Genomic DNA, 23,517 nt, shown 5'->3' with positions numbered 1-23,517 from the left:
GCGGAGTTGAAACAAACCCTAAGACCGATATTCAGCGGAAAAGCGTACCCGGGAACTCATCGAACAGATCATCGAACAGCTCCTCTTCTAGGTCCATGGCCTTCTGAAACTCCCTTTGCTCCTTGAGCCAGGCTTTCAAGGTTTTGGGTTCCTTCAGTTCTTCGCGCAGGCCGTTCAGCTCTACTGTGTCGTTGATTAGACTGTTGAGCTGATATTGGTACTTGCCAGCCAGGTTCTTCGGCGACACCTCATCGAACGGATCGAGTTGGAAATGCTGTTTGAACGCCAGCTCCTTTTCGAACACTTCGTCTTGCAGCTTGCCGAGTTGCTCGGACAATACCTGGTTGTAATGTTTAAGCCGATCAGCGGAAAGTGCATCGAGGGTATCTGCGCTGATGTGCTCGATTTCCAATTGCAGTTGCAGCAGATCAAGCAGGTTCCGTTCGCCATAGGCGTGGTTGACTCGTTGCATCAGCGCGGTTTTGCGTTCGCGCTCGTCGGGGTCTGTTTCTCGATCGGGGTGCAGGGCACTGGCCAGCTTGCGATAAACCTCGCGCACAGATTGACTGGCTTGGGCGGCGTCCGCTTCCTGGCGCAGGTGGCTTGCGGTTTTTTTGCCGGCGTTTTGTTGCGGCGCCGTTTGCTCGGCCCATAGGCGCTCGTGCATTTTTTGCGCAATTTCCTCAGCAGATAGCGTGTCGATATCGTCGCCCAGATCAACGCCGAATATCTCTTGCAATCCCTGTTTCAATAGCTTGTCGTCTTCACTCTCATCGGCATCGAAGTCACGTCCGCTGTGCTTGTTGTAAAGCGCTTTTAAGGTGGTCTTATCTTCATCGGTGTAGTTGCCGCTATCGATTAACGAGAAGGTCCGGGTGTAAATTTCCTGAGTCAAGGTGTAGCGATCGGATTTAGAGAGTTTGATCCGTTCGCTGAGTTCATCCAGCACATGCACAAGCTCAAGCGAGCGTTGATTAAAGGTGTCGAGCTGAGGAATGAACTCCTCGTGCCAGCGTTCAATGTACAAAGGGCTGGCCGTTTCCCATTCCAGGAGCGTCTGACGCTGTTTTTCGATTTTTTTGACAAGTCCGTTGAATTTCCGCTGCCCGGCGGACAGTTTTTTCGTGCTTGAGCCAGGCGTGATGCTGAGTTGAGCCGTCTTGTTATTCATGAGCAGTCTCCAAGCAGTCATCCAAGAGGTAAGGGTCGTATTATCAAGGAGAAGCGTGCCGTACCGTGCTGCCGCATAGCGTGGGCCGATTCTGAATGTCGAGTAGCATAATGGGAAGTCATCGTCGGCCAGTCTAAACACAAGGTGCGATTTTCCCCACCCTACGCTAACCTGCGGCCATGTTTACGAGGTCGACTATGCACATTCATATTCTTGGTATCTGCGGCACTTTCATGGGTTCGATGGCGGTTCTGGCCAAAGAGCTGGGCCATCACGTGACGGGCTCCGATGCCAACGTCTATCCGCCGATGAGCACTCAGCTTGAGGCTCAGGGCATTGAGTTGACCCAAGGCTATGACCCGGCGCAGCTCGATCCGGCACCGGATCTGGTGGTGATCGGCAATGCCATGTCTCGCGGCAATCCGGCTGTCGAATACGTGTTGAACAAAGGCCTGCCGTACGTCTCCGGCCCGCAATGGCTGTCAGATCACGTGCTGCAAGGTCGCTGGGTGCTGGCCGTCGCCGGTACTCACGGCAAAACCACCACCAGCAGCATGCTCGCCTGGGTGCTGGAGCATGCGGGCATGAGCCCGGGCTTCCTGATCGGCGGCGTACCGCAAAACTTCTCGGTGTCCGCTCGCTTGGGCGACACACCGTTCTTCGTGATCGAAGCCGACGAATACGACAGCGCGTTCTTCGATAAGCGCTCCAAGTTCGTTCACTACCGCCCGCGCACGGCGATCCTGAACAATCTGGAATACGATCACGCCGACATCTTCCCCGATCTGCCAGCCATTGAGCGCCAATTCCACCATTTGGTGCGGACCATCCCGAGCGAAGGGCTGGTGATCCATCCGACCACCGAGCCTGCATTGCAGCGAGTGATCGAGATGGGCTGCTGGACCCCGGTGCAAACCACCGGTGCCGGCGGTCAGTGGCAGGTCAAACTGCTCAGCGAAGACGGTTCGAAGTTCGAAGTGATGTTCGACGGTGTTGCCCAAGGTGTGGTCGAGTGGGACATGACCGGTCAGCACAACGTCGCCAACGCCTTGGCCACATTGGCTGCCGCCCGCCATGTCGGCGTGGTGCCGTCCATGGGCATCGCTGCTCTGAGCGCATTCAAAAGCGTCAAGCGTCGGATGGAGAAAGTCGCGGAGGTTCGTGGCATTACCATTTACGACGACTTTGCTCACCATCCGACGGCTATTGCGACGACCCTTGACGGTCTGCGCAAGCGCATCGGCGAGGCGCCGTTGATTGCGATCATCGAGCCGCGCTCCAACTCCATGAAACTTGGTGCTCACCGCGACGGCTTGCCGGAAAGCGTGGTCGATGCCGATCAGGTGATCTGGTACGCGCCGGCCAACCTCGGTTGGGATCTGGGGGCTACCGCCGCGTTGTGCACGGTACCGTCGATCGTCAGCGATTCGCTGGAAGGCATCATCGCGCGCGTGAAGAGCCAGGCCCAGCCCGGCACTCACGTGGTGATCATGAGCAATGGCGGTTTCGGCGGCCTGCACGGCAAACTGGCTGAGGCGCTGCAATGAACAACGGCCCGGTACGCATCACGCTGGCGATGACCGGTGCTTCCGGCGCTCAATATGGTTTGCGCCTGCTGGACTGTCTGGTACGCGAAGACCGTGAGGTACATTTCCTGATCTCCAAGGCTGCGCAACTGGTGATGGCCACCGAGACTGACGTTACGTTGCCACCGAAAACCCAGATGATGCAGGCCTTCCTCACCGAGTACACCGGCGCTGCCGCCGGGCAGATTCGCGTGTACGGCAAGGAAGACTGGATGTCACCGGTAGCCTCGGGCTCCGGCTCGCCGGCGGCGATGGTGGTGGTGCCGTGTTCCACGGGGACCTTGTCGGCCATCGCGACGGGAGCCTGCAACAACCTGATCGAGCGTGCCGCCGACGTCACCTTGAAGGAGCGCCGTCAGCTGATTCTGGTGCCGCGGGAGGCGCCGTATTCAAGTATCCATCTGGAGAACATGCTCAAGTTGTCGAACATGGGCGTGACGATTTTGCCGGCGTCGCCAGGCTTTTATCATCAACCGCAAACCATCGACGACCTGATCGATTTCGTCGTGGCGCGAATTCTCAATCTGCTGAACATTCCCCAGGACATGCTGCCGCGTTGGGGCGAACACCATCTGACCAGCGATGAATAAGCTGCTGACGATTGTGCTGGCGTTGCAATTGGCTGGCTGCGCCACGGCGCGCACGCTGGATGCCGCCAAACCGGGGGCGCCAGTGGTGTATTCGGGGACGCGTCTGGATTTGTATGCCATGAACGGCGGCTGCTGCGCCATGGACCGCTTCGGTGCCGAAGCCCCGAGCTATCCGGGTATCGACCTGCCGGCCAGTGTGTTGCTCGACACGCTGCTATTGCCGCTGTCGGTGCTCACGGTGATCGGGGTGAGTTTTCAGGCGACGGGTGGTCTCTAACTGAAGACTGATCGTTCCCACGCTCTGCGTGGGAATGCAGTCCGGGACGCTCCGCGTCCCAAAGCGGACGCGGAGCGTCCATTGAGGCATTCCCACGCGGAGCGTGGGAACGATCTTTGTGGGGCGTTATTTGCCCAACTTCCTCAACTCATCCGACTCAACAATCCGCACACCATCCTGCTCTTCCAACGCCAGTCGCCACATCGCCCGCGCCAGTTGGCAGGCTTCTATGCCACGGTATTTGCCGGGGATCAAGCGGGACAACGGCCCGACGAATTGCTCGGCCATACGCGGTTCCATACGCTCGCCCAGCAGCAACGAAGGTCGGCAAATGGTCAGCTGCGGCCAGTCCTGTGCGCGCAATGCATATTCCATCTCGCCTTTGACTCGGTTGTAGAAAATAGAGGACCTCCGATCGGCCCCCAAGGCACTGATCACGATCAGGTGCCGCGCACCCATTTCCCGCGCACGTTTGGCGAACGCCACCACCATGTCCAGGTCCACCGCACGAAACGCCTGTTCCGAACCGGCCTGCTTGAGGGTGGTGCCGAGGCAGCAGTAGGCGATGTCGACGCGGCCGTTCAATTGCGGCAGGAACACCGCCGGATCACCGACAGGGTTCTCAAGATGGGGGTGTTCGGCCAATGGCCGGCGTGAGGGGGCCAATACCCTTGAGATCGTTGGCTCATTGAGCAGACGATCAAGCAAATGTTCACCGGTTAACCCGGTAGCTCCGGCAAGCAATACGTGCTGAGGCGTCAAGTACATAGTGTTTCCCCCCTGATACTGTTCAGCTTAGTTGCTCTTCGCATCCTTGCTGCTGACGGAGACACTTTGTAGTGCTTTTCGTGCCTGCTGCTTGCGTAACAGCTGCCAGTGGGAGAGGACGGTTTTCGGTGCCCAGATCTGCGGCTCGGAGGCTTCGAAGCTGTCTGCCAGTTCGCGCTCGGCGACGGTGGCCCTGGCCAGTTTGAAGGCTTGCTCCAGATCGTCTGTCTGGTTCAGTGCCTGGGCGAACAGCGCGTCGCCGAAGTAGGTGAAGTTGGCTTCTTCGGAGCAGCCGAAGGACACGCGGTCAGCGCGCGAGGCGGTCATGATCAGCGTGCGTTCATCCTTGAGAGCGGGGATGAAGCCACCGGAGTAGCAGGACGAAATCACGATGATCTTGTCGCGGTTTTTCAGCGGGGCGAGCACCGTGGCGAGTTCGTCGGCCGGCAGATCGGACAGTTCCATGCGCGGCTGGTCGAGCACCAGTTCGTGTTCGCTGGTGCCGTGGCTGGTCATGTAGATGAAGATCAAATCTTCCGGGCCGCTGCGTTCGGCCAGGGTGGCGGCGGCGCGACGCAGGTTTTCCCGGGTGGCCATCGGTCGGTCGACGAGGTGGTCGCGATGGTTCACCAGGCGGAGCTGGCCAAACGCACCAAAGCGGCTGCTGAGCATGTTGCTGACATAATCGGATTCGCGCAGGAACACGCTTTGCTTGCCGTCACCGCCGACGGTCAGGGTGTACAACTCGACCGCCGGGGTCGAAGCCGGCACGTTGAACAGCGCATCGTCGAGCAAGCGGCCCTGGGCCAGCAAACCGAGTTCCAGGCTATCGGGCAGCAGCTTGCCATCGACGTCGCGAACACGCTGGCCATTGATCCACGTACCGCTTTGCACCGTGCCGTCAGTCAGCACCAGGGTGCCGCGCCCCGAGTAACTGTCACCGTCGAATTGGCCGATGTAGAAGCTGCCGTCGGACAGGTTCAATCGACCTTGGTCGGTGAAGCGCCAGTCACTGAACTGGCCGATGTAATGGCTGCCGTCGGCGCCGATCAACTCGCCCTTGCCGTTCAGTGATCCTTCCTTGAACTGACCGAGCCAGACATCACCGTCGGCGTTCTCGTAGCGGCCCTTGCCGTGCAGTTGATTATTCTTGAAGCCGCCGACATAGATATCGCCATCGGCGCTGTTGAACGTCCCATTGCCTTCGAGCTGACCGTCGACGAAATGTCCGGTGAACTGATTGCCGCTGGCGTCGCCGCGCTGGCCTTCGCCATTGGGTTTGCCGTGGGCGAACTGGCCCTGATATGAGCTGCCGTCTTCGAGTTCGAGACGACCAAGCCCTGAATATTGATCGGCCTTGAATTCACCGCGGTAGGTCATACCGTTTTCTTTAAGGGTGCCTTCGCCGTCCCGTCGACCGGCTTTGAAGCCGCCGGTGAAGCTGCTGCCGCTGGTGGTCAGTGCGCCCTTGCCGTCGAACAGCCCTTGATTGAATTCCCCACGATAGACTTCGCCGTTGCTGCCGTGCCACTCACCCTGGCCATGCCATTGGCCCTTGTCGAAGTTGCCGGCGTACCAGCTGCCGTTTGGGTAATCGATACGGCCCTGGCCTTGCAGCCACCCGTTGACCAGTTCACCGCGATAGCGTCCGCCGTCCGGCAATCGGGCGTCGGGGGGCAATAGCGATTCGCCGTCGCCGCAAGCGGTGAGCAATAGGGTCAGAGCGAGGAGTGCAAGTGAGCGCATAGCGGGATCCGGGCAATTAGGCGAGCGAGTATGCCGCAGCTCTATGACCATATATAGCCGGGAAAACAGGAGAGGGTGCGAAACAGCGTGAGCTGTTTCGCCTCCGGGATGGTTTACACGAAGCAGAGGGACAGTGGCTCGGCGATGTAGGCCGGTTTGTCCGAGCCTTCGATCTCAAGCGTGGCGGTGGCCTTGAGTAGCCATTGGCCGGGTTTCTTCTCGGTGACTTCGTTCATGTCGACCTTGAGTCGAACCCTGGAGTTGACCTTTACTGGCTGGATGAAACGTACGCTGTCCAAGCCGTAGTTGACCACCATCTTCACCCCTTCAGGCAGGATGAGGATGTCTTCCATCAGTTTGGGGATCAGCGACAGCGACAGGAAACCGTGTGCAATGGTGCTGCCAAATGGCGTTTGCGCGGCTTTGACCGGGTCGACGTGGATGAACTGATAATCTCCTGTGGCTTCGGCGAACAGGTTGATGCGCTCCTGATCGATGGTGAGCCATCCGGAACGTCCGAGTTCCTTGCCGACATAATCTTTGAGCTCTGCAACGGGAACATAGGGCATTGAGACTCTCCTTGGGTTTCATCGGATTTATAGTTTTTCGAGTGGGGGGATTTGACCTCCCGGATTACCACTTTAGATCAACATGGCAAATGGCTCCGGTCAACTGTCCATGCTTTTGGCGAATGCCGGTCTATAGCGTTGGCGTGCTTATAATGGTCGGCCCGCTTGTGCGGGATGATATTGGCGGGAGATGAAAGATGTTGTTACGTGGCCTGACCTGGCTGGTGCTGTTCCAATTGCTGGGCACAGCCATCAACCACTTGTTTTTACCGGTGCTGCCGGGGCCGATTGTCGGCCTGCTGTTGCTGCTGGTGTTCCTGATCAGCCGTGGTCAGGTCGGCGAACCGCTGAATCTCGCCGCCAGCAGCCTGCTGCGTTACCTGCCGTTGCTGCTGGTGCCGCCCGCCGTGGGTGTGATGGTTTACGCCAAAGACATTGCCGCGGACTTCTGGGCCATCGTCGGCGCGCTGGTGTTGTCACTGTTGCTGTCCCTGGCTTTCGCCGGCGTGCTGATGCAACGCATGGTCAAGCGTCACGCTCATCGTGAGGGCGGCCAATGATTTTCGATTGGCACGGCGCCTGGGCGTCGGTGATTCATCATCCGTTGTTCGGCATCGGCATTACGCTGGGTGCTTATCAGCTGGTGCTGGCGGCATTCGAGAAAACCCGCTGGATCTTTCTGCAACCGGTGCTGGTCTCGATGCTGCTGGTGATCGGCGTACTGGTGGGCTGCGGCCTGACCTATGCCGAGTACCGCAAGAGCACCGAGATCCTCAGCATCTTGCTCGGGCCTGCGACCGTGGCACTGGCAGTGCCGCTGTACCTCAATCTGCGACGCATTCGGCAGTTGTTCTGGCCGATATTTACTACGCTGGTGATAGGTGGCGTCGTCGCCACTGGCATGGGCGTATTGCTGGGCTGGTCGTTTGGTGCTGAACACATGATCTTGATGACCATGGCGCCGAAGTCGGTGACGTCACCGATTGCCATGCTGGTGGCAGAGCAGATCGGTGGCGTCGCAGCGCTGGCGGCCGTATTCGTATTGATCACCGGGGTGATCGGGGCGATCTTCGGGCCGAGTCTTTTGACCCGGCTTGGTGTTCACAGCCCCGAGGCACGCGGTATGGCGCTGGGCATGACCGCCCACGCGGTCGGCACGGCAGTGGCGATGCAGGAAAGTGAAGAGTGCGGCGCCTTCGCGGCGCTGGCGATGAGTCTGATGGGCGTGGCCACGGCAGTTTTCCTGCCGTTGGCGGTGTCGATGGTGGTGTAAGGAAATGTCTATGAGCTTGCCGCTTTTTCCGCTGAACACGGTGTTGTTTCCGGGCTGCATCCTCGATTTGCAGATTTTCGAGGCGCGCTATCTGGACATGATCAGTCGCTGCATGAAACAGGGCGGCGGCTTCGGTGTGGTGTGCATCCTCGACGGCGAAGAAGTCGGCATTGCTCCGGCCGGCTACGCGCTGGTCGGGTGTGAAGCGCTGATCACCGATTTCAAACAGCAGGACAACGGGTTGTTGGGCATCCGGGTGCAGGGCGGACGGCGTTTCAATGTGTTGCGCACCGAGATTCAGCGCGATCACCTGACCGTCGCCGAGGTCGAGTGGCTGGAAGACGAACCTGAGCAACCGCTGCAGGATGAGGACGCCGACCTGGTTGCGCTGCTTAAAGCCTTGGCCGAGCACCCGATGGTTGAAGCGTTGAACATGGGCACCGAAGCGACCGGGCAACAGTCACTGGCCAATCAGTTGGCGTATCTGTTGCCGTTTGCCGAAGTGGACAAGATCGACCTGCTGCAACTCGATGATCCGCAGCAGCGACTGGATGCGATTCAGGCGTTGCTGGATGAGTTGCAGGGTGAGTTGTTTGCCTGATCAGTAGGCATACCGCAACATCGCAAGCGGTAAATGCCGCAAAGCAAAGAACCCGAACAGCGCCACCAGCGCCGGCAACACCAGCCACCAGACCTTCGGTGGCATGGCGTTGAGCGGTGTCTGGCGTTGATTCAGCCACAAGCTCGCCGCACACACGCACGCCGCCAGCATGGCGCCGGCCACCACATCCGTTGGCCAGTGCGCGCCCAGGTACACCCGCGACAGGGCAATCGCCAACGCCGGCAAGCAACCCAACAGCAACCAGGTCAGACGCATTCGCGGTGGTTGTCCGCGGCCGGCCAGCACGGCGAGCGTCAGAAACAGCGCAAAGGAGCCTGAGGCGTGGCCGCTGGGCATGCTGTAGGTGGTCAAAGGATCACTCAGCACTTCCGGGCGCACGCGGGCGAAAAAAAGTTTGGTCACGGTGTTACCCAGCGCGGTGCAAAGCATAGTGCTGCCGGCGAAGACCGCTTGTCGCCATTGTCGGGTGAGCAACAATAAGCCGGTCAGCAGGGCGCTGATCATAAGCATGTTGCGGAATTCGCCAATCAACGTGAACACCACGGCCGCTTCATCGAGAAACGGGCTGCGATGTTCCTGCACCAGGGTCATCACGCCCTGATCAAGGGCGGTCAGGTGCGGATAGCTGATAAACAGTCCCGCCAGAATCAGAAAGCTCATCCCGGTAATCAGCACGGTGGCCTTGCGATGGCGGCGCAGACTGCTGGTGATGCTCAAGCCCAGCATGACGGCGATGCTGCCGGCGACGATTCCGGCCTCAAGCCAGAAACCCTCTGGCAGCGGCAAGCGAATCGCAGCCCCGGTGGCCCAGCCGGGCAGCAGATACGCGACGCTCCAACCCGCGGTGGCCAGCAGGCTGACGGCGGCGAAGCGCGGGAAGGGCATGTCGAACATTCCGGCGACCATCGGCAACATCGGCCGCAGCGGGCCGATGAAACGCCCGACCAACAGGCTGGCGATGCCGTAACGCTGGAAATAGGCCTCGGCCCCGGCGATCCATTCCGGATGATGGCGTAACCCTGGCAGACGCCGGATGTTTTGATGGAAATGTCGCCCGAGGAAGTACGAAATGATGTCGCCCAGCACGCCGCCGAGGAAGCCCAGCAATAGCGTTTCGCCCAGCGAAAGCGCACCGCTGCCGGCCAGTACCGCCACGGCGAACAGCAGCACTGTGCCGGGCACAATCAGCCCGGCAATCGCCAGGCATTCCACGCAGGCCACTATGAACACCGCCACGGCCAGCCATTGCGGGTTGACCGTCAACCAACCGGTCACGCTATCGAGCCATGGGCCCATAAAAACCACTCCATCTAATGTTCATTAGTCCCATGGGACGAACGCAATCTGTAAAACACAACAGAACCCTTGTGGCAGCGAGCAGGCTCGCTTCCACAAGGGGAATTTTCATTGTTCAGGTCAGCAAAAAATAATCGCGACCTTCGACCTGCCCCCTTCGCAGCGGGTTCCGCGTGCAATACGGCGCGTAAGCCGAATCGACGAAGCGGTACATCAAATGCTCATCGCGTCCGTGGGGAATGCCCAAGCGCGTGGTTTGGATGATGTGACCAGGCGCCGGGCCGACATCTTCCACCAGCAGCACTTCATGGTCGAAGCGCTTGGCGTCCCAGATCGGTACCTTCAGGCCCAGCGCCTTACAGAGCAAAGTCTGTCCCGCGCAAAGTTTTTGCGACGGGCGAGGGCGGCCCTGAGCATCGGGATTGTTCAACAGCATCTGCGCCAGGCTCGCCGGCCCGCTCAGTTCATCAACCCATGGATAGCCGGATTTAATCAGCACCGCATTGCCGGGGCCTTTGGCGCTGAAGTTCAGGGAGTCGCCGCCCCGGGCGTAGTACATATAGATGTGGCCGCCATCTAGAAACAAAGCCTTACGTTTTTCTGTGTAGCCGAGAGAGGCGTGGCTGCCTTTTTCTTCGAAGTAATAGGCTTCAGTCTCGATAATCCGGGCGCTGAGCCACAGGTCCCCAACCCGGTGACGGATGACTTTGCCGAGTAAATCCCGGGCCAGCGTTTGGGCATCTCTGTCGAAAAATGTATCCGCGAGTCCCATGGGCAGGCTCGTAGCGGACGTGCGAACAGTCAGGTTAGACATGATGAACGGCGTTAATCAGGGCTGATTGAGTCGTGATGATAACAATTTGCAGCTTAATCACGGCTGAACGTCGGCAAATTGCCCTCCATTTCGACCATCCGCCCGTCACCGCTGTTAGTCGGGGGACGCGCCAGCTATAATCTGCCGCTTTACTCTTTACCAAGACCTTAGCAAAGACCACCACAGACAATGACTGAGTCCGTTCTTGACTACATGACCCGTTTGGGTCGCGCTGCCCGCGAAGCTTCTCGCGTCATCGGCCGTGCCAGCACCGCGCAGAAAAACCGCGCCTTGCAGGCTGCTGCCAATGCGTTGGACGCTGCACGCACTGAGCTGACGGCTGCCAATGACCTGGATTTGGCGGCTGGCCGTGCCAATGGTCTTGAGCCCGCATTGCTTGAGCGTCTGGCGCTGACCCCGGAACGCATCGACGGCATGATTGTGGGGCTGCGTCAGGTGGCGGCGCTGCCGGACCCGGTCGGCTCGATCCGCGACATGAGCTATCGGCCTTCGGGCATTCAGGTCGGCAAGATGCGCGTGCCGTTGGGCGTGATCGGGATCATCTACGAATCTCGGCCGAACGTGACCATCGATGCCGCCAGCCTGTGCCTGAAGTCCGGCAACGCGACCATCCTGCGTGGTGGCTCCGAGGCGATTCATTCCAATCGTGCCATTGCGGCTTGCATCCAACGCGGTCTGGCCGAGGCCGATTTGCCCGCCGCCGTGGTGCAAGTGGTCGAAACGACCGATCGTGCCGCCGTTGGCGCGCTGATCACCATGCCTGAATACGTCGACGTCATCGTGCCCCGTGGTGGCCGTGGCCTGATCGAAAGGGTCAGTCGCGATGCCCGCGTGCCGGTGATCAAGCACCTGGACGGCATCTGTCACGTTTACGTGAGTGCCCACGCCGACCTGCCGAAAGCCCAGCGCATTGCGTTCAATGCCAAGACTTACCGCTATGGTATTTGCGGCGCCATGGAAACGCTGCTGGTCGACCAGGCAGTCGCCAAGGATTTCCTGCCGTCGATGGCTGCACAGTTCCGCGAAAAAGGCGTCGAATTGCGCGGCTGCGAACGCACCCGGGCGATCATCGACGTCATCGCAGCCACTGAAGAAGACTGGAACACCGAATACCTGGCACCGATTCTGTCGATCCGCGTGGTCGACGGGCTGGACCAGGCTATCGAGCACATTAATACGTACGGCTCACACCACACCGATTCGATCGTCAGCGAAAACCTTGCAGACACCCGGCGTTTCGTCGCGGAGGTCGATTCCTCGTCGGTGATGATCAACACCCCGACGTGCTTTGCCGATGGCTTCGAATACGGATTGGGTGCCGAGATTGGCATTTCTACTGATAAGCTGCACGCCCGCGGCCCGGTGGGCCTCGAAGGGCTGACCTGCGAGAAGTACATCGTGGTCGGTGATGGCCAGTTGCGCGGCCAGGCGTCGGTCTGACTTGGGCGACCTCAAAGCGTCAGCCCCGGAAACCGCCAGCGAGCCTGCGCCTCGACGCATTGGCGTGTTGGGCGGGACCTTCGACCCGGTGCACATCGGCCATTTGCGCGGTGCGCTGGAAGTCGCCGAATCGCTGGCGCTCGACGAGTTGCGTCTGACACCCAGTGCCAGACCACCGCATCGCGGTACGCCGCAGGTGTCGGCAAAGGACCGTCTGGCGATGGTCGAGTGCGCGGTGGCCGGCGTGGCACCGTTGGTGGTGGACGCCCGCGAATTGCAGCGGGACAAACCGTCCTACACCCTCGACACCCTGGAGCTGATGCGCGCTGAATTGGCCGCTGAAGACCAGGTGTTTCTACTTTTGGGCTGGGACGCATTTTGCGGCCTGCCCACTTGGCACCGCTGGGAAGAGTTGCTCCAGCATTGCCACATCCTGGTGCTGCAACGCCCGGATGCCGACAGCGAACCGCCGGATGCCTTGCGCAATCTGCTGGCAGCGCGCTCGGTAAGCGACCCGCTGGCCCTCAAGGGGCCGAGCGGACAGATTGCATTCGTCTGGCAGACACCGCTCGCGGTATCCGCCACCCAGATCCGTCAACTGCTGGCCAGCGGTAAGTCGGTACGTTTCCTGGTGCCCGACGCGGTCCTGGCCTACATCGATGCGCACGGACTTTACCGTGCGTCGAACTGAAAAGGGCGCGCTTCAAGGCACGTGATCACGTGTAACGAAGCGCCCGAACATACGAGCAAAACGAGTTTTATATGACGAACAAAGACGTAACTAAAGTAAAGCGCAAAGGCACGTTCAAGAGCGCCCCGCTGCCAGTAGAGGCTCCAACCGGGCCGGAGCTGCGCGGCGAAGAGCTGGTCAAGGTTGCCGTAGCAGCCCTGGAAGACGTGAAAGGCCAGGACATCCAGGTCATCGACGTTCGTGAAAAGCAGAGCATTACTGACTTCATGATCATCGCCACCGGTACTTCGAACCGTCAGATCGGCGCGATGCTGGACAAGGTCCGCGAAGCGGTCAAAGCCCTGGGCGTCAAGCCACTGGGTGAAGAAGGCAAGGGCGACAGCGACTGGGTGCTGCTGGATATGGACGATGTCATCGTGCATATGATGACCGCCTCGGCTCGTCAGTTTTACGACCTGGAGCGTCTCTGGTCCGGTGCAGAACAGAGCCGTGCTCTGAACGCGGCTCACCACAGCCCGGAAAACACCCATGAGCACTTCGTCAAGCTCAACAAAGACCAGCAATAAGGGACCGCTGTGCGACTGCGACTGATCGCCGTCGGTTCACGCATGCCCAAGTGGGTGGAAGAAGGCTGGCATGAATATGCCAAGCGTCTTCCGTCCGAGCTGGCGCTGGAACTGGTGGAAATACCGCTCAACACCCGTGGCAAGAACGCCGACGTGGCACGCTTCATCCGTCAGGAAGGCGAAGCCATGCTGGCCAAGGTCGGGCCGAACGAGCGCGTTGTGACCCTCGAAGTCCACGGCAAGCCCTGGAGCACCGAGCAGCTGGCGATAGAGCTTGATCGCTGGCGGCTGGACTCGCGCACGGTAAATTTCATGGTCGGCGGCCCCGAAGGGCTGGCGCCGGAAGTCTGTGCCCGGGCCGATCAGCGCTGGTCGCTCTCGCCATTGACGTTGCCGCACCCGCTGGTGCGAATTCTGATCGGCGAACAGCTGTATCGTGCCTGGACAGTCTTGTCCGGCCACCCTTACCACAAGTAGTTCTGCCCTCATGCCCCAGCCGATCCGCATCAAGGACCACGAAAAAGACGCCCGTCTGGTGCGTGGCCGCGTCGTGTTCGGGGCAATTGCGGTGGTGGTGCTGATCTGCGTGCTGATTGCGCGGCTGTATTTCCTCCAGGTGATCCAGTACGAGTACCACTCGACCCTGTCGGAAAACAACCGGGTCCATGTGCAGCCGATTCCGCCGACTCGCGGATTGATCTTCGATCGCAATGGTGTGGTGGTGGCCGATAACCGGCCCAGCTTCAGCCTGAGCATGACCCGCGAGCGCTCGGGCGACTGGCAGCAAGTGCTCGACGTGATCGTCGAAGTGCTGGAGCTGACGCCCGAGGATCGGGTGATCTTCGAGAAGCGCATGCGCCAGGGGCGCCGGCCGTTCGAGCCGGTGCCGATCCTGTTCGAGCTGACCGAAGAGCAGATCGCCCGCATCGCAGTGAACCAGTTCCGTCTGCCGGGTGTGGAAGTGGTCGCGCAGCTGGTGCGTCACTACCCGCAGGGCGCGCATTTTGCGCACTCGGTGGGTTACATGGGGCGGATCAACGAGAAAGAGTTGAAGTCGCTCGATCCGGTCAATTACAGCGGCACCCACCACATCGGCAAGACCGGTATCGAGCGCTTCTACGAGCCCGAGCTGCACGGTCAGGTGGGTTACGAAGAAGTCGAGACCAACGCTCGAGGCCGTGTGTTGCGTGTGCTCAAGCGTACCGATCCGATTCCCGGCAAGGACATCGTCCTGAGCCTGGACATCAAATTGCAGGAAGCGGCCGAAGCTGCGCTCGGCGGTCGTCGGGGCGCGGTGGTGGCGCTGGACCCGAAAACCGGCGAAGTCCTGGCGATGGTCAGTCAGCCGAGTTTCGACCCGAACCTGTTCGTCACCGGCATCGGCTTCAAAGCCTATGCCGAGCTGCGCGATTCCATCGACCGGCCACTGTTCAACCGCGTGCTGCGCGGCCTCTACCCGCCGGGCTCGACCATCAAGCCGGCGGTGGCGATTGCCGGGCTGGATGCTGGTGTCGTGACTGCGTCGAGTCGGGTCTACGATCCCGGCTATTACCAGTTACCCAATTACGACCACAAATACCGTAACTGGAACCGTACCGGCGACGGCTACGTCGATCTGGACACGGCGATCATGCGTTCCAACGACACCTACTTCTACGACCTGGCCCACAAGCTGGGGATCGATCGGTTGTCGGCTTACATGGGCAAGTTCGGCATCGGCCAGAAGGTCTCGCTGGACATGTTCGAAGAGTCACCGGGGCTGATGCCGACACGGGAATGGAAGCGTGCAACCCGACGTCAGGCCTGGTACCCGGGCGAAACACTGATTCTTGGGATTGGGCAGGGCTACATGCAGTCCACGCCGTTGCAGCTGGCCCAGGCCACCGCGCTGGTCGCCAACAAAGGTGTCTGGAACCGTCCGCACCTGGCCAAGACCGTCGAAGGCGAGAAGCCGAAGGACGAAAACCCGATGCCGAACATCGTCCTGCGTGACCCCTCCGACTGGACCAAGGTCAATCACGGGATGCAGCAGGTCATGCACGGTGCCCGTGGTACGGCACGCAAAGCGGCGATCGGTTCGCAATACCGTATCGCGGGTAAAAGTGGTACGGCCCAGGTCGTTGCGATCAAGCAGGGCGAAAAGTACGACCGCTCCAAGGTTCAGGAGCGCCATCGCGACCACGCCTTGTTCGTTGGCTTCGCGCCGGCCGAGGACCCGAAAATCGTGGTGTCGGTGATGGTCGAGAACGGTGAGTCCGGCTCCGGTGTCGCCGCGCCGGTGGTGCGTCAAATCATGGACGCCTGGCTTCTGGATCAGGACGGTCGGTTGAAGGCCGAATACGCCAGCCCTATCAGTGCGGAGGCTACGGCCCATGAAGAGTAATTTCGATCGCATCCTCTCCAGCGAGGATGTGATGCGTCGCCGCGCGACGCTGTTGCAACGCATGCACATCGACGGCCCCTTGCTGATCCTGCTGCTGACCCTCGCTGCCGGCAGCCTGTTCGTGCTGTATTCGGCCAGCGGCAAGAGCTGGGATCTGCTGGCCAAGCAAGCCACTTCGTTCGGCATCGGCCTGGTGTCGATGATCGTCATTGCTCAGTTCGAACCACGCTTCATGGCCCGTTGGGTGCCGGTCGGTTATGTGCTCGGCGTGCTGTTGCTGGTGGTGGTGGACGTCATGGGCCACAACGCCATGGGCGCCACACGCTGGATCAACATTCCCGGGGTGATCCGCTTCCAACCCTCGGAATTCATGAAGATCCTGATGCCCGCGACCATCGCCTGGTACTTGTCCAAGCGCACCTTGCCGCCGCAGCTCAAGCATGTGGGCGTCAGTCTGTTTCTGATCGGGCTGCCCTTCATCCTGATCGTGCGCCAGCCCGACCTCGGCACTTCGTTGCTGATCCTCGCCGGTGGCGCTTTCGTGTTGTTCATGGGCGGCCTGCGCTGGCGCTGGATCCTCAGCGTGCTCGCCGCGGCTGTGCCGGTGGCAGTCGCCATGTGGTACTTCGTCATGCACGATTACCAGAAGCAGCGAGTCCTGACGTTCCTCGACCCGGAGAGCGATCCGCTGGGCACCGGCTGGAACATTATTCAGTCGAAAGCCGCCATCGGTTCCGGTGGAGTGTTCGGCAAGGGCTGGCTGCTCGGTACTCAGTCGCACCTGGACTTCCTGCCGGAAAGCCACACCGACTTCATTATTGCGGTCATGGGGGAAGAGTTCGGCCTGGTGGGCATCTGCGCGCTTCTGCTGATTTACCTGCTGTTGATCGGTCGCGGACTGGTGATTACTGCCCAAGCCCAGACATTGTTCGGCAAATTGCTCGCGGGCAGCCTGACCATGACGTTTTTTGTTTACGTTTTCGTCAACATCGGTATGGTCAGTGGCCTGTTGCCGGTTGTGGGGGTGCCGTTGCCGTTCATTAGCTACGGAGGAACTTCGCTGGTGACGCTGCTGTCAGCGTTTGGGGTTTTGATGTCGATCCATACCCATCGTAAGTGGATCGCTCAGGTTTGAATAAGGTGAAGATTTCAATGCAAGTAATGCGTGGCTGGGCGACTCGATATGCGCCATGGGTCGGCCTGGTAAGCATCCTTGGCACAGCGCAGGATGCGTTGGCCGGCGATTACGAAGGCTCTCCCCAGGTGGCCGAATTCGTCGGTGAAATGACCCGCGACTACGGTTTTGCCGGTGAACAACTGATGGGCGTGTTCCGCGAAGCAGAGCGCAAGCAGTCGATTCTGGACGCTATCTCGAAACCTGCCGAGCGGGTCAAGCAGTGGAACGAATATCGCCCGATGTTCATCACCGACGCGCGCATCGCCCGTGGTGTCGACTTCTGGCGTCAGCACCAGGCGGTATTGGCTCGTGCCGAGCAGGAATACGGCGTGCCGGCGCAGGTTATTGTTTCGATCATTGGTGTTGAGACCTTTTTCGGCCGAAATACCGGTAATTTCCGTGTGGTCGATGCCTTGTCGACCCTGGGTTTCGACTATCCTCCCCGTGCCGAATTCTTCCGCAAGGAATTGCGTGAGTTCCTGTTGCTGGCCCGGGAAGAGCAAGTCGATCCGCTGACCCTCAAAGGCTCTTACGCCGGCGCAATGGGCTTGCCGCAGTTCATGCCGAGCAGTTTTCGCGCCTATGCGGTGGACTTCGACGGTGATGGCCACATCAATATCTGGACCAATCCGATTGATGCCATTGGCAGTGTCGCCAGTTATTTCAAGCGTCATGGCTGGGTCGCCGGCGAACCGGTGGTCAGCCGCGCCGATGTTCGAGGCGATCAGGTGGACGAAGGTTTGACCACCGGCATCGAGCCGACTAAAACCGTCGGGGAGTTGCGGGCGCTAGGGTGGTCAAGTCATGATGCGCTGCGCGATGATATGCCGGTCACGGCTTTCCGCCTGGAAGGTGACAACGGTCCTGAACACTGGATGGGCCTGACCAATTTTTACGCAATCACGCGTTATAACCGCAGCGTGATGTACGCCATGGCCGTACATCAACTGTCTGAACAGCTGGTACAAGCACGGGGCGTCAAGTAATGCGGGCATTGCCTATGAATAAACCCCTGAAGCTGATGGCATTCGTCGCGTTGGCGGTGCTGGTCGCCAGTTGTTCGACCAGCCGCGCGCCGGCGCAAAAGTCTTCTCCCACCGCCGTGCGCGCAACGCCAGGCCTGGACATCAACCGCGCCCACAAGGATGGCGCGCCATGGTGGGACGTCGACGTTTCGCGCATCCCGGATGCCACGCCGACCCTGCACAGCGGTCCTTATAAAGCCAATCCGTACACCGTGCTGGGCAAGACTTACTTCCCGCAGCAGGAATCCAAGTCATACGTCGCCTCCGGCACGGCTTCCTGGTATGGCACCAAGTTCCACGGTCAGAACACCGCCAATGGCGAGGTTTACGACCTGTACGGCATGAGTGCTGCTCACAAGACCTTGCCGCTGCCAAGTTACGTTCGGGTGACCAACCTGGACAACAACAAGAGTGTAGTCCTGCGAGTCAACGACCGCGGGCCGTTCTACTCGGACCGAATCATCGACTTGTCCTACGCGGCCGCCAAGAAGCTCGGCTATGCCGAAACCGGTACCGCGCGAGTCAAGGTCGAAGGCATTGACCCGCAGCAATGGTGGGCCGCCAAAGGCCGTCCAGCGCCTTTGATGCTTAACGAGCCGAAAATCTCGCAAAATAGCGCCCCGACGATTACGGCTTCGGCCGGCACCGTCGAACAATGGACTCCACCGCCGCAGCAGCACGCCGCGGCCGTTGTGCCCGTGCCGATCGATGCAAAAAAAAACGCTTCTGTACCAGCCTCTGGCCAGTATCTGCAGGTGGGCGCGTTCGCCAACCCGGACGCTGCAGAACTCCTGAGATCGAAGCTCAGCGGGATGGTGAGCGCTCCGGTGTTCATCAGTTCGATCGTGCGTAATCAACAGACGCTGCATCGGGTGCGCCTGGGGCCCATCGGCTCGCCGGGTGAAATCCAGCAAGTGCAGAACAGTGTGCGCCTGGCCAATCTCGGTTCGCCGAGCCTGGTCACTGCCGAGTAATACGTAGTACTTGATTGACGGTTCGCTTGCGGTTTTGGGGGGCGAACCGGGTTGTTGGCTCGTTGAAGAACAAAAGCCCGGCAAGGGTTAAAGAGTGAGCAACTGAACACGCGATGACTCGTTAGAAGGTCATCTGATTAGTTTTGCCTTTAGGCAGTTTCCATTAGCGATTTCGAGAGACGGATGAACATCACCACCTTTGCAAAACGCCTGTGCCTGCTAGTCCCGCTGCTCCTCTCGCCTGCCGCTTTCGCGGTCGAGATGATGCCGTCGCCACCGCAACTGGCCGCCAAAGCCTACGTACTCATGGATGCCAGCAGCGGCAACGTGCTGGTAGAGAACAACGGTGACCAGCGCCTGCCTCCGGCCAGCCTGACCAAGCTGATGACCGCGTATATCGCGACCCTGGAAATCCGTCGTGGCCAGATCGGTGAAAACGATCCGGTGACCGTCAGCGAGAACGCCTGGCGTACCGGCGGTTCGCGGATGTTCATTAAAGTCGGCTCGCAGGTGACTGTCAGCGACCTGCTGCACGGCATCATCATTCAGTCGGGTAACGACGCCAGTGTCGCGCTCTCCGAGCACATCGCCGGCAGCGAAGACGCCTTCGCTGACATGATGAACAAAACCGTGGCCGACCTGGGCATGACCAATAGCCACTTCATGAACCCGACCGGTCTGCCGAACCCTGAACACTACTCGTCGGCTCACGACATGGCCGTGCTGGCTCGCGCGATCATCCACGAAGACCCGGCTCACTACGCGATCTACTCGCAGAAAGAGTTCTTCTGGAACGGCATCAAGCAACCTAACCGTAACCTGCTGCTGTGGCGCGACAAGACCGTCGACGGTCTGAAAACCGGCCACACCGACGAAGCCGGCTACTGCATGGTGTCTTCGGCTGTACGTGATGGCATGCGCCTGATCGCCGTGGTGTTTGGCACCAACAGCGAAGTGGCTCGCGCCTCTGAAACCCAGAAGCTGCTGACTTACGGTTTCCGTTTCTTCGAAACCCAGACCTTCTATCAGAAAGGCGCCGAGCTGGCTCAGGCTCCTGTCTGGAAAGGCACCACCAATCAAGTCAAGGCCGGCCTGGCTCAAGACCTGACCATGACCCTGCCGAAAGGCCAGCTGAAAAAGCTCGCCGCCAGCATGACCATGAACCCGCAACTGATTGCGCCAATCGCCAAGGGCGACGTGATCGGTAAAGTCGAAGTGAAACTGGACGACAAGGTCGTGCACAGCGCTGATCTGATCGCTCTGGACGCGGTTGACGAGGGTGGTATCTTCCGTCGCATGTGGGATAGCATCCGTCTATTCTTCTACGGCTTGTTCAACTGAATTAGTGTGGACTTGCATGGCCCTGTTCCAATCCGGAACGGGGTCATGTCCGTTGCCACGGCTTACGAGGCCGTTACGCCATGACAGACACCGAAGTAAAGGCGCCAAAGATCGAATTCCCCTGCGCGGATTACCCCATTAAGGTGATCGGCGACACTGGCGTGGGTTTCAAGGACAAGATCATCGAGATCCTTGAGAAACACGCGACCGTTGACCACAAGACCCTGGCCGAGCGCCAGAGCACCAACGGCAAGTACACGACCATCCAGCTGCACATCATCGCCACCGGTCAAGACCAGCTGTACGACATCAACAGCGATTTGCGGGCTACCGGTTTCGTGCACATGGTGCTGTGATGTCTGGCACGCTGGGCTTTCGCGAGCTCGGCCAGATGGCTTACGAGCCGGTCTGGCATGCCATGCAACGCTTCACCAACGAACGCGGCAGCGATGCCGCCGACGAGATCTGGCTGGTCGAGCACCCGCCGGTGTTCACCCAGGGGCAGGCCGGCAAGGCCGAGCACGTGTTGCTGCCGGGGGATATTCCGGTAGTGAAGGTGGATCGCGGTGGTCAGGTGACTTATCACGGTCCCGGTCAATTGGTGGCCTACCTGCTGCTCGACGTACGCAAGCTGGGTTTCGGCGTGCGTGACCTGGTCAGCCGCATGGAACACTGCCTGATTGAGTTGCTGGCCAGCTACGGCGTCACCGCCGTGGCCAAGCCGGATGCTCCGGGTGTCTACGTCAATGGGGCGAAAATCGCTTCTCTCGGTCTGCGGATCCGCCATGGTTGCTCTTTTCATGGCCTGGCCCTGAACGTGGACATGAACCTGGAACCGTTTCGACGGATTAATCCCTGCGGCTACGCCGGGCTGGCGATGACCCAGTTGCGCGATCACGCAGGATCGATTGAATTTGCCGAGGTAAGTGCCCGGCTGCGCGCGCAGCTCGTCAAACACCTCGACTATGCTGAGCAGACGACCCTAACGGGCGGAATCGACTGATATGACTACTGATGCAGTGCAAACCATGATCCCGACGCTCGATGTCACCGAGCGTCCGGCCCCGCGTGCCAAGGTTGAAGCCGGCGTCAAGCTGCGCGGCGCCGAGAAGGTTGCACGTATCCCGGTGAAGATCATTCCGACCACCGAACTACCGAAGAAACCTGACTGGATCCGCGTGCGCATCCCGGTTTCCCCGGAAGTCGACCGCATCAAGGCCCTGCTGCGCAAACACAAGCTGCACAGTGTGTGCGAAGAGGCGTCCTGCCCGAACCTGGGCGAATGCTTCTCCGGTGGCACCGCGACCTTCATGATCATGGGTGACATCTGCACCCGTCGCTGCCCGTTCTGCGACGTGGGTCACGGTCGTCCAAAGCCACTGGACGTCAACGAGCCGGAAAGCCTGGCCATTGCCATTGCCGACCTGAAACTCAAGTACGTGGTGATCACCTCGGTAGACCGCGACGACCTGCGTGACGGCGGTGCTCAGCACTTTGCCGACTGCATTCGCGAAATCCGCAAACTGTCGCCGAACGTACAGCTCGAAACCCTGGTCCCGGACTACCGCGGCCGTATGGACGTAGCGCTGGAAATCACCGCTGCCGAGCCGCCGGATGTGTTCAACCACAACCTGGAAACCGTGCCGCGCCTGTACAAGGCTGCGCGTCCGGGCTCCGATTACCAGTGGTCGCTGACCCTGCTGCATCGCTTCAAGCAAATGATGCCGCACATTCCGACCAAGTCCGGCCTGATGCTGGGTCTGGGCGAGACCGACGAAGAAGTGATCGAAGTCATGAAGCGCATGCGCGAACACGACATCGACATGCTGACCCTGGGCCAGTACCTGCAGCCGTCCCGCAGCCACTTGCCGGTGCAGCGTTTTGTGCACCCGGACGTTTTCGCCTGGTTCGCCGAGGAAGGTTACAAGATGGGCTTCAAGAACGTGGCTTCCGGCCCGTTGGTACGTTCCTCGTACCACGCCGACGAGCAGGCGAAGCTGGTTAAAGCTGAATTGATGTCGTCCTTGTAACAAAGCGCCCGCAAGGCTTTTCAGCCTTGCGGGCGTTTTTGTTGGCCGTGCCTACGGCCACTTCAGTCTTTTCCTGCAACCTGCGGGGCGACTGACCCTCTTCTGTTTATCCCCGTTCCTGACTACTGTGTGCTTGATGCTTTCACGCAGGGAGATTCATGGATGACCGTTCGACCGACCCACACGCTTTGTCCTCACACACCCGTTCCGGCCTTGCCGTCCCAAGGGCTGATTGGCGTCATCGCGCCCGCCGGTCCCGCACCGCTGGACACCGATAAAGCCATCGACTGGATGCGCGCTCGCGGATATTCGCTGCGGGTTTTCCCCGGCGTGTACGAGAAAGATGGCTATCTGGCCGGTAGTGATGATGTACGGCTCAATGATCTGCACGGGGCGTTCGCTGACAGTGAGGTCGACGCAATCATCTGTCTGCGCGGGGGTTACGGTACGCCGCGATTGCTTGATCGTATTGATTTCGAATTGCTGCGCAACAATGCCAAACCGTTCATCGGCTACAGTGACGTCACCGCGCTGCACTTGGCGATCAGCCGTTATGCGGGTTTCGTGACCTTTCATGGCCCGTTGCTCAACGCCGACCTGCTCGGCGACAAGCAAAAACCTACCGAGTCTTCGTTCTTCAACATACTGAGAGGACAGGTGAAGGCCGGCAGCGTGCTGACGCATCCGGTGGCCTACCCGTTGACCACGATTGAGCCTGGCATCGCTCACGGGCGTTTGCTTGGGGGTAATTTGTCGATGATCGCTGCGACCATGGGCACGCCTTACGAAATGGATGCCGAGGGCGTCATTCTGTTCATCGAGGACATCAACGAGCCGTTGTATCGAATCGACCGGCTGCTGACCCATCTGCGCCTGGCAGGCACGTTGAACAAACTGCGCGGGGTTCTGGTGGGGGATGTGGCGGGGGTAGATGGGGTTGCGCTGGAGCGTTTGCTCAAGCAGACCTTTGAGCCGTTGCGCATCCCGGTGCTGGCCGGGTGGCGCAGCGGGCATTGCGATCCGAACCTGACGTTGCCGATGGGCGCGCTGGTGAGACTGGATGCGGGGAACAAGGAATTGGTGTTGGAGCAGGATGTGGTCGTCAGGTAATCACGCGTTGCAAAAAAAGATCGTCCGAACGTGGTTCGGACGATCTT

General features: G+C 59.8%; 25 protein-coding genes. 19 read left to right on the top strand and 6 right to left on the bottom strand.

The features are described from left to right. Nucleotides 1–31 precede the first annotated feature (31 nt). Entirely contained in the window at nucleotides 32–1,171 is a 1,140-nt protein-coding gene (locus ACYZTR_RS24925) for a molecular chaperone DnaJ (protein ID WP_461974689.1), read from the bottom strand. A gap of 197 nt (nucleotides 1,172–1,368) precedes the next feature. Between ACYZTR_RS24925 and mpl the strand changes: the two genes are divergently transcribed. The 3 genes from mpl to ACYZTR_RS24910 are packed head-to-tail and all read left to right on the top strand — an operon-like array spanning nucleotide 1,369 to nucleotide 3,624. Further along, the gene (gene mpl, locus ACYZTR_RS24920) at nucleotides 1,369–2,718 is read left to right on the top strand and encodes a UDP-N-acetylmuramate:L-alanyl-gamma-D-glutamyl-meso-diaminopimelate ligase (protein ID WP_461974687.1); all 1,350 of its coding nucleotides are present in this window, start codon (nucleotides 1,369–1,371) and stop codon (nucleotides 2,716–2,718) included. Then, nucleotides 2,715–3,347 carry a flavin prenyltransferase UbiX gene (gene ubiX / locus ACYZTR_RS24915; RefSeq protein WP_461974685.1) on the top strand — a complete coding sequence of 211 codons (633 nt, stop codon included), beginning with the start codon at nucleotides 2,715–2,717 and terminating at the stop codon, nucleotides 3,345–3,347. The genes mpl and ubiX overlap by 4 nt, the downstream gene beginning before the upstream one ends. Continuing rightward, nucleotides 3,340–3,624: a YceK/YidQ family lipoprotein gene (locus ACYZTR_RS24910; protein ID WP_461974683.1), complete on the top strand. Its 285-nt coding sequence runs from the start codon at nucleotides 3,340–3,342 to the stop codon at nucleotides 3,622–3,624. The genes ubiX and ACYZTR_RS24910 overlap by 8 nt, the downstream gene beginning before the upstream one ends. 126 nt (nucleotides 3,625–3,750) lie before the next feature. On the opposite strand, the gene ACYZTR_RS24905 is transcribed toward ACYZTR_RS24910, so the two are convergent. The 3 genes from ACYZTR_RS24905 to ACYZTR_RS24895 all read right to left on the bottom strand — a co-directional run bounded on the left by ACYZTR_RS24905 (nucleotide 3,751) and on the right by ACYZTR_RS24895 (nucleotide 6,707). Further along, on the bottom strand, nucleotides 3,751–4,392 hold the full coding sequence (locus tag ACYZTR_RS24905; RefSeq protein WP_461974681.1) for an oxidoreductase: 642 nt from the start codon (nucleotides 4,390–4,392) through the stop codon (nucleotides 3,751–3,753). Between the two features lie 27 nt (nucleotides 4,393–4,419). Further along, nucleotides 4,420–6,138: a C13 family peptidase gene (locus ACYZTR_RS24900; RefSeq protein ID WP_461974679.1), complete on the bottom strand. Its 1,719-nt coding sequence runs from the start codon at nucleotides 6,136–6,138 to the stop codon at nucleotides 4,420–4,422. A 113-nt stretch (nucleotides 6,139–6,251) separates the two neighbouring features. Continuing rightward, the gene (locus ACYZTR_RS24895) at nucleotides 6,252–6,707 is read right to left on the bottom strand and encodes a MaoC family dehydratase (RefSeq protein ID WP_461974677.1); all 456 of its coding nucleotides are present in this window, start codon (nucleotides 6,705–6,707) and stop codon (nucleotides 6,252–6,254) included. A gap of 197 nt (nucleotides 6,708–6,904) precedes the next feature. Here ACYZTR_RS24895 and ACYZTR_RS24890 point away from each other — a divergent pair, with 197 nt between their 5' ends. From ACYZTR_RS24890 to ACYZTR_RS24880, 3 genes are read left to right on the top strand one after another with little or no spacing between them, the layout of a single operon-like run. Continuing rightward, a complete protein-coding gene (locus ACYZTR_RS24890; protein ID WP_461974675.1) occupies nucleotides 6,905–7,267 on the top strand; it encodes a CidA/LrgA family protein in 363 nt (120 codons plus the stop codon). After that, nucleotides 7,264–7,980, top strand: a complete 717-nt coding sequence (locus ACYZTR_RS24885; RefSeq protein WP_282379112.1) for an LrgB family protein — start codon at nucleotides 7,264–7,266, stop codon at nucleotides 7,978–7,980. Before ACYZTR_RS24890 ends, ACYZTR_RS24885 begins: the two co-directional genes overlap by 4 nt. Nucleotides 7,981–7,990: 10 nt before the next feature. Next, nucleotides 7,991–8,581 carry an LON peptidase substrate-binding domain-containing protein gene (locus tag ACYZTR_RS24880; protein WP_449645712.1) on the top strand — a complete coding sequence of 197 codons (591 nt, stop codon included), beginning with the start codon at nucleotides 7,991–7,993 and terminating at the stop codon, nucleotides 8,579–8,581. Here the strand turns inward: ACYZTR_RS24880 and ACYZTR_RS24875 are convergent, their stop codons facing one another. Together ACYZTR_RS24875 and ACYZTR_RS24870 are read right to left on the bottom strand one after the other, a co-directional pair. Next, the gene (locus ACYZTR_RS24875; protein ID WP_461974672.1) at nucleotides 8,582–9,898 is read right to left on the bottom strand and encodes a bifunctional DedA family/phosphatase PAP2 family protein; all 1,317 of its coding nucleotides are present in this window, start codon (nucleotides 9,896–9,898) and stop codon (nucleotides 8,582–8,584) included. Between the two features lie 115 nt (nucleotides 9,899–10,013). Continuing rightward, a complete protein-coding gene (locus ACYZTR_RS24870; RefSeq protein ID WP_461974670.1) occupies nucleotides 10,014–10,712 on the bottom strand; it encodes a DNA-3-methyladenine glycosylase in 699 nt (232 codons plus the stop codon). 189 nt (nucleotides 10,713–10,901) lie between these two features. Between ACYZTR_RS24870 and ACYZTR_RS24865 the strand changes: the two genes are divergently transcribed. The 13 genes from ACYZTR_RS24865 to ACYZTR_RS24805 all read left to right on the top strand — a co-directional run bounded on the left by ACYZTR_RS24865 (nucleotide 10,902) and on the right by ACYZTR_RS24805 (nucleotide 23,470). Then, nucleotides 10,902–12,173: a glutamate-5-semialdehyde dehydrogenase gene (locus ACYZTR_RS24865; protein WP_461974668.1), complete on the top strand. Its 1,272-nt coding sequence runs from the start codon at nucleotides 10,902–10,904 to the stop codon at nucleotides 12,171–12,173. 1 nt (nucleotide 12,174) lies between these two features. After that, entirely contained in the window at nucleotides 12,175–12,864 is a 690-nt protein-coding gene (gene nadD / locus ACYZTR_RS24860; RefSeq protein ID WP_461974666.1) for a nicotinate-nucleotide adenylyltransferase, read from the top strand. A 71-nt stretch (nucleotides 12,865–12,935) separates the two neighbouring features. Further along, entirely contained in the window at nucleotides 12,936–13,430 is a 495-nt protein-coding gene (gene rsfS / locus ACYZTR_RS24855) for a ribosome silencing factor (RefSeq protein ID WP_449645717.1), read from the top strand. A 9-nt stretch (nucleotides 13,431–13,439) separates the two neighbouring features. After that, on the top strand, nucleotides 13,440–13,907 hold the full coding sequence (gene rlmH, locus ACYZTR_RS24850) for a 23S rRNA (pseudouridine(1915)-N(3))-methyltransferase RlmH (RefSeq protein WP_449645718.1): 468 nt from the start codon (nucleotides 13,440–13,442) through the stop codon (nucleotides 13,905–13,907). 10 nt (nucleotides 13,908–13,917) lie between these two features. Continuing rightward, nucleotides 13,918–15,813 (top strand): penicillin-binding protein 2, encoded by a 1,896-nt coding sequence (gene mrdA, locus ACYZTR_RS24845; RefSeq protein ID WP_461974663.1) that lies wholly within the window; start codon nucleotides 13,918–13,920, stop codon nucleotides 15,811–15,813. 31 nt (nucleotides 15,814–15,844) lie between these two features. After that, entirely contained in the window at nucleotides 15,845–16,948 is a 1,104-nt protein-coding gene (rodA, locus tag ACYZTR_RS24840; protein WP_282379335.1) for a rod shape-determining protein RodA, read from the top strand. A gap of 17 nt (nucleotides 16,949–16,965) precedes the next feature. Then, nucleotides 16,966–17,976 carry a lytic murein transglycosylase B gene (gene mltB, locus ACYZTR_RS24835; RefSeq protein ID WP_461974661.1) on the top strand — a complete coding sequence of 337 codons (1,011 nt, stop codon included), beginning with the start codon at nucleotides 16,966–16,968 and terminating at the stop codon, nucleotides 17,974–17,976. Beyond that, nucleotides 17,976–18,989, top strand: coding sequence for a septal ring lytic transglycosylase RlpA family protein (locus ACYZTR_RS24830; RefSeq protein ID WP_461974659.1), 1,014 nt, complete (start codon nucleotides 17,976–17,978; stop codon nucleotides 18,987–18,989). The genes mltB and ACYZTR_RS24830 overlap by 1 nt, the downstream gene beginning before the upstream one ends. Nucleotides 18,990–19,172: 183 nt before the next feature. Further along, the gene (locus tag ACYZTR_RS24825) at nucleotides 19,173–20,330 is read left to right on the top strand and encodes a D-alanyl-D-alanine carboxypeptidase family protein (RefSeq protein ID WP_283181799.1); all 1,158 of its coding nucleotides are present in this window, start codon (nucleotides 19,173–19,175) and stop codon (nucleotides 20,328–20,330) included. A gap of 80 nt (nucleotides 20,331–20,410) precedes the next feature. Then, entirely contained in the window at nucleotides 20,411–20,686 is a 276-nt protein-coding gene (locus tag ACYZTR_RS24820) for a DUF493 domain-containing protein (protein ID WP_133100063.1), read from the top strand. Continuing rightward, complete coding sequence (lipB, locus tag ACYZTR_RS24815; protein WP_461974656.1) at nucleotides 20,686–21,333, top strand: lipoyl(octanoyl) transferase LipB; 648 nt, start codon at nucleotides 20,686–20,688, stop codon at nucleotides 21,331–21,333. The genes ACYZTR_RS24820 and lipB overlap by 1 nt, the downstream gene beginning before the upstream one ends. Before the next feature lies 1 nt (nucleotide 21,334). Further along, nucleotides 21,335–22,360 (top strand): lipoyl synthase, encoded by a 1,026-nt coding sequence (gene lipA / locus ACYZTR_RS24810; RefSeq protein WP_461974654.1) that lies wholly within the window; start codon nucleotides 21,335–21,337, stop codon nucleotides 22,358–22,360. A 162-nt stretch (nucleotides 22,361–22,522) separates the two neighbouring features. After that, on the top strand, nucleotides 22,523–23,470 hold the full coding sequence (locus ACYZTR_RS24805; protein WP_461974652.1) for a S66 peptidase family protein: 948 nt from the start codon (nucleotides 22,523–22,525) through the stop codon (nucleotides 23,468–23,470). Nucleotides 23,471–23,517 lie beyond the last annotated feature (47 nt).

It is taken from the genome of Pseudomonas sp. Hz4, assembly GCF_054898165.1.
Note: the sequence above shows the minus strand (reverse complement) of the source record. Positions and strands in the feature narration are given on the sequence as shown.